This window comes from Kocuria sp. KRD140 (genome assembly GCF_017168375.1).
GTDB classification, from domain to species: domain Bacteria; phylum Actinomycetota; class Actinomycetes; order Actinomycetales; family Micrococcaceae; genus Kocuria; species Kocuria marina.
Genome location: NZ_JABFAW010000001.1, coordinates 166104 through 171421, shown reverse-complemented (window position 1 = coordinate 171421; position 5318 = coordinate 166104). Strand labels below are relative to the sequence as shown.

Here is a 5318-nt window from a genome sequence, read left to right as displayed (position 1 = left end):
AGATGGGTATAAGAGACAGCAGATGTTGTGCAGTGCGCTCGCCGCGAAGCAAAGGGGGGTGCGGGGGCGTGTTGGGTGGGAGTGTGCGGGAAACAAAGCCGTGGAATGGGCCGTGGAATGAAGAGCGGGTGGCACGCGGGTGCGTCCCCCAATGTGCGGCTGTCATCACGTGGCCGCTCTTCCTAGGCTGGAGCCGCAAGGGGAGAGGTTTCCCGCCAACCCTCAGGCGTTCCGGGGGGAACGCCGGGTTGGTGGGGGCACGATCGACAACCGTGAAGAACTGCACAGTCATGCACTCGCCACGGGAGATCTTCGTAGGGGGCTTGAACGTGATGCGCGCAAAATCGTCCGTCAAATCAGTGCTCTCGGTCGCCGAGCTGGGCACGCTCAACCAGCTCATGCGCGGAGCCGGCACGGTGGAACCGTTCGAACGTGAACTGGTGTCCCGCGTGTTCGTGGGTGCTCGTGCGTGGCTGCAGGAACAGGAAGAGGGCGCGGAACTCACCCGTGACCAGCGCAAACGGTGGAACGCCGCCGTGCGCTACGTCAATCGCTACGTCTCGCGCGGCGGTGTGGCCATGTCGTGGCGGGTGCTGCGTTCCTTGGGCAACTCCACGGATCTGCTTGCGAACCACCACGTGCTCAAGACCGCGATGGTAGCTGCCGCCGCTCACGGTCCGGTCACCGCGGCCGAGGAGAGCCGCATGGCCACTGCGCTCATCACCCCGCCCCGTCCGGCCGCGCGGTTGACCACCTCCGCGGCGTGATGCTCCAAACGTCGTCGACTTAACGCGTGCCACGTCCGGCCGGGTGAGCGAGGAGTTGTGGGGAACGGACCCGCCCGTGCCGCCGCGTCCGGGGTCCGAGCGGGCCCCGCTGCACTAGAGTTGGCGCCAGCATGAAACTCATACGTCAGCGCGAGTCCCTGGGCGCCGAACAGGACTACCGCCGCGCCCTGTCCATCCTCGACGCCGCGCGCGGTGGTGCCACCGAACCCGTGCTGCGCGTGTACCAACCGCGGCCCACGGTGGCCTTCGGTCGCCGCGACGAACTCAACCCCGGGTTCCCCCGGGCCCGTCAGGCCGCGCTCGACGCCGCGTTCACCCCGCTCGTGCGCCGCGTGGGTGGCCGTGCGGCCGCGTACCACGGGGGTTGCTTGGTCATCGATCACGTGGAACCGGATCCGGATCCTAAGACGGGTATCCAGGACCGGTACCGCCTGTTCGGGGACATGGTGGTCGCAGCGCTCGAGGAACTCGAGATCCCGGCCCAGGTGGGAGAGATCCCGGGGGAGTACTGCGCGGGGGAGTACAGCGTGCACGCACCGGGGACAGCGGCGGATCCGAACCAACCGGTGAAACTCGCCGGTACCGCGCAGCGTGTCGTGGCCGGGGCGTGGTACTTCTCCACGGTGCTCGTGATCGAGGTAGCCGAGCCGTTGCGCAGCGTCCTGGAGGACGTGTATTCGTGCCTGGGTGTGTCGTGGGAACCGGCCACCGCCGGGTGCGTCGCGGACGTCCGACCGGGCACCACGGTCGCCGAGGTTGAGGCCGCGCTCATGAGCGTGTACGACCGATACTCGTCCTACATGGGGTACGGCCCCGTGAGCGGATCGCGGTAGGACCGACAACCCGTCGCGGGAGGAGAACACCATGTGCGGTCGTTATGTGATCGCCCGGACCCCGGGCCAGCTCGCACTGCCCTTCGACGCGCAGGTCGACGACTCGATTGCCGGGGGCGTGGAACCCAACTGGAACGTGGCTCCCACGCACACGGTCCCGATCCTGCTCGAGCGGCTCTCACCGGACGGTCAGCTGCTCCCGGAGATCCACGCCGCGCGCTGGGGCCTCGTGCCCTCGTGGGCCAAGGAGCTGTCGATCGGTTCCAAGATGTTCAACGCCCGCTCGGAGACCGTGACCGAGAAACCGTCCTTCCGGGCCGCGGTCAAAGCCCGGCGCTGCGCGATCCCCGCGGACGGCTATTACGAGTGGAAGGCCCCGGAGTCCGGGCGCGGGAAGAAGCAACCGTACTTCGTGCACCCCGAGGACGGTTCCCCGATCTGGTTCGCCGGGATCTACGAGTGGTGGCACGTTCCCGACGACGCCGCGGACCTCGCGCGCGCCGAGCAGACCCGGCCGGGCAAGAACGCGCAGGACGACGCGGGCCGGTGGTTGCTCTCGTGTTCGATCCTCACGCGCGAGGCCCCGGACGCGCACGACGAGAACTCGCACCTCGCCGCGCTGGGAGCCCTGCACAACCGGTTGCCCATGGGCATGACCGAAGCGTTCGCGCGCGAATGGATCACCCCGGACAAGGACCACGCCCCGGAACTGGTGGACCGCGCGGTGGCTGGCGCGTTGGAGGTCGCCGCGCAGTGGCGCATGCATGCCGTGAGCACGGACGTGGGGTCGGTGAAGTCCCAGGGGGAGTACCTCGTGGAACCCCTGCAGACCCTGCTGTAACCGCAGCCGGGGGCGTGTCACAACCCCGGTGAATGTCCTCGGTGCGGCCCGCCGCACCGCAAGACCTCGGCCCTCTGCCTATGGTGGAGACGGTGCACCGACGCACCACACACCGACGATAACCGGGGGTAGACATGGTTGAACTGGGCAACACCCTGACCGATGACACGCGCTGGCTGATCGACTTCATCCGCTCCGCCGGAGCCGGCGTGCTCGCGAGCAACAGCGGCACGGGATATCCCGAATCCGCGTACGTCCACGTGGCTGCCACGGACGACGGACACATCGTCTTCGGGACCAACACCAAGTCCCGGAAGTTCTCCAACATCACGTCCGACCCGCGCGTGTCCATGGTCGTGATGCGCGACGGCACGCACGAGGTGCAGCTCGAGGGAGAGGCCAGGGTCCTTGAAGGGGCCGACGCCGCTCCGGCCGGTCAGACGCTCGCGGCACAGCACCCGGGTGCGACCGATACGAACGATCCCGAGAACCTGCGGGTCCTGGACATCACGGTGCGTTGGGCCACGCGCACGGACGCATCCCAGGTCCCGCCGCGCAGCGACGAGCTCACGCTGCGCTGACGGGTTCGCCCCTCGCTGTCGAACGATGGCGCGGGCGCGTCACGGAGGGGCGCCGGTGCGCTCGGCGGACGCCGATCCGTTCCACGACATGCAGTGCATCCATCCGCAGCAAGAGACCCGGGTCGCCTCAGGCGATCCGGGTCTCTTGCATCCGGTTCAGAACGGTTCGGTTCTAGGCGGGTCGGTCTGGGACGGCTCGGTTCCGGGCAGCTGCGTCCCGAACAGCCGCAGCACCGTCAGAGTTCGTCCTGCTCTGGGATCCAGCGGTTGAAGTCGAGCGTGAGGTAGAGCGCGAGCGCCGCGGAGTTGTCCTCCGGGATCCGCACGCACACCTCGTGGTAGCCGTTCTCGTGCAGGGACGTCATGACCTGGCGCACGAGCTGCTCCGCCAAGCCGCGCCGGCGGTGCGAGGACGCCGTGAAAAGTTCGAACAGGTACGGCACGTCCGGCAGGTGCGGGTCATCGCGGCGCTCAAGCACGATGGCCGCGGCCACGGGGTTGCCGTCCTCATCCTCGATCACCTGCGACTGTTCCTGCAGGAACGGGCCGAACTCACCCCGGAACGCGTCCCGGACCGTGGTCTCCGCGTCCTCCTGCGTGCCCACGGTCCCGGAGCCGTAGGCCTCCCGGAGCAACCGGGCGAGCGCGGCGGTGTCCTCGTCCGTCACGGAACGGCTCGTGGCCGTGAGCTCCCGGGGGGTCAGCTCGGTCCGCGCGATCAGCGTGATGGTTCCAGTCATCATGGCCTCCCATGGGTCATCGGTGCACACGGTAGTTCTTGCCCCTCAGCGTAACCGAGAAGACCCCGGTTTCCACGGGCGTACTACGGTGGAGGGGCAGGCCCGTCCGAGCCCCGGACCACGGCACCGCGGTGGGCGCGAGCGGCGTCGTCGTCCCATGCGGGGACCGCAGCCCGGAGGCCACCGTCCGGCGTTAGTGAGGAGAGCGAGAACCATGACCGAGAACCCCCAGACCGATTCCACACCGGAGGGCGAGACCGCCCGGATCTGCCGCGAGTTGATCCGCTTCGACACGAGCAACTACGCGAGTGGCGAGGCCAAGGGCGAGCGTGCGGCGGCTGAGTACGTGGCCGAGCTGATCCACGAGGTGGGCCTCGAGGCCCAGTACTTCGAGTCCGCCCCGGGCCGCGCGAACGTGTTCACCCGTATCGAGGGCAAGGACCCGAGCGCGGACGCGCTGCTCGTGCACGGCCACCTGGACGTGGTCCCCGCCGCGGCGCAGGACTGGTCCTTGGACCCGTTCGCGGGGGAGGTGCGGGACGGGATGATCTGGGGCCGCGGCGCGGTGGACATGAAGGACATGGACGCCATGATGCTCTCGGTGCTGCGCCACATGCGCCGCACGGGAACCGTGCCCGAGCGGGACATCGTCTTCGGGTTCTTCGCGGACGAGGAAGCCGGGATGCGCTACGGCTCCAAGTGGATGGTGAGCGAACATCCCGAGGTCTTCGACGGTGTCACGGACGCCCTGAGCGAGGTGGGCGGGTTCTCCGCGAACATCGGCGGCAAGCGGGCCTACCTGCTGCAGACCGCGGAGAAGGGCCTGCTGTGGTTGAAGCTCATCGCGCAGGGCCAGGCCGGGCACGGCTCCGGGCTGCACGAGGACAACGCCGTGACGCACCTGTCCCGCGCCATGGCGAACATCGGGCAGTACACGTGGCCCGTGGAACTGACCAAGACCACCCGCGCGTTCCTGGACGAGGTCACCGAGCTGACCGGCGTGGAGTTCGATCCGGAGAACCCGCAGCGGCTGTTGCGCGAACTGGGGGATGTGGCCCGGTTCGTGGGGGCGACCCTGCAGAACACCTCGAACCCCACGATGCTCGACGGCGGGTACAAGACGAACGTGATCCCCGGGACCGCGCAAGGCACCGTGGACGTGCGGTTCCTGCCGGATCAGCGTGATCTGGTGATGGAGAAGCTCCAGGAGCTCGCGGGTGACAAGGTGCGCTTCGAGGCCGAGTTCGAGGACATCGGGCTGGAGGTCCCGTTCTCGGGCAACGTGGTGGACGCCATGGTGGACGCGCTGCAGGCCGAGGACCCCGACGCCGTGGTGCTGCCCTACATGCTCGGCGCGGGCACCGACAACAAGTCCCTGGCCACGCTCGGGATCACCGGCTACGGATTCGTCCCGCTGCAGCTGCCTCCGGAACTGGACTTCACGGGCATGTTCCACGGCGTGGACGAGCGCGTGCCCGTGGCCTCGCTCGAGTTCGGTTCGCGTGTGCTGGACCGCTTGCTGCGCACGTACTGAG

At 68.4% G+C, this 5318-nt stretch carries 6 protein-coding genes; 5 read left to right on the top strand and 1 reads right to left on the bottom strand.

Annotated elements, in window-relative coordinates; translation table 11 throughout:
- Positions 1 to 332: 332 nt before the first annotated feature.
- From J1M36_RS00735 to J1M36_RS00720, 4 genes are all read left to right on the top strand, one after another.
- Complete coding sequence (locus tag J1M36_RS00735; protein ID WP_207387829.1) at positions 333 to 767, top strand: hypothetical protein; 435 nt, start codon at positions 333 to 335, stop codon at positions 765 to 767.
- A 131-nt stretch (positions 768 to 898) separates the two neighbouring features.
- Positions 899 to 1621 (top strand): lipoate--protein ligase family protein, encoded by a 723-nt coding sequence (locus tag J1M36_RS00730; protein ID WP_064846977.1) that lies wholly within the window; start codon positions 899 to 901, stop codon positions 1619 to 1621.
- 31 nt (positions 1622 to 1652) lie between these two features.
- Positions 1653 to 2462, top strand: coding sequence for an SOS response-associated peptidase (locus J1M36_RS00725; protein WP_098055516.1), 810 nt, complete (start codon positions 1653 to 1655; stop codon positions 2460 to 2462).
- 134 nt (positions 2463 to 2596) lie between these two features.
- Complete coding sequence (locus tag J1M36_RS00720) at positions 2597 to 3043, top strand: pyridoxamine 5'-phosphate oxidase family protein (protein ID WP_206478311.1); 447 nt, start codon at positions 2597 to 2599, stop codon at positions 3041 to 3043.
- Between the two features lie 236 nt (positions 3044 to 3279).
- Here J1M36_RS00720 and J1M36_RS00715 read toward each other — a convergent pair whose 3' ends face one another.
- Positions 3280 to 3786 (bottom strand): GNAT family N-acetyltransferase, encoded by a 507-nt coding sequence (locus J1M36_RS00715; protein ID WP_231885618.1) that lies wholly within the window; start codon positions 3784 to 3786, stop codon positions 3280 to 3282.
- Positions 3787 to 3997: 211 nt separating this feature from the next.
- Between J1M36_RS00715 and J1M36_RS00710 the strand changes: the two genes are divergently transcribed.
- On the top strand, positions 3998 to 5317 hold the full coding sequence (locus J1M36_RS00710) for a M20/M25/M40 family metallo-hydrolase (protein WP_144996796.1): 1320 nt from the start codon (positions 3998 to 4000) through the stop codon (positions 5315 to 5317).
- The last annotated feature ends 1 nt before the right edge of the window (position 5318 follow it).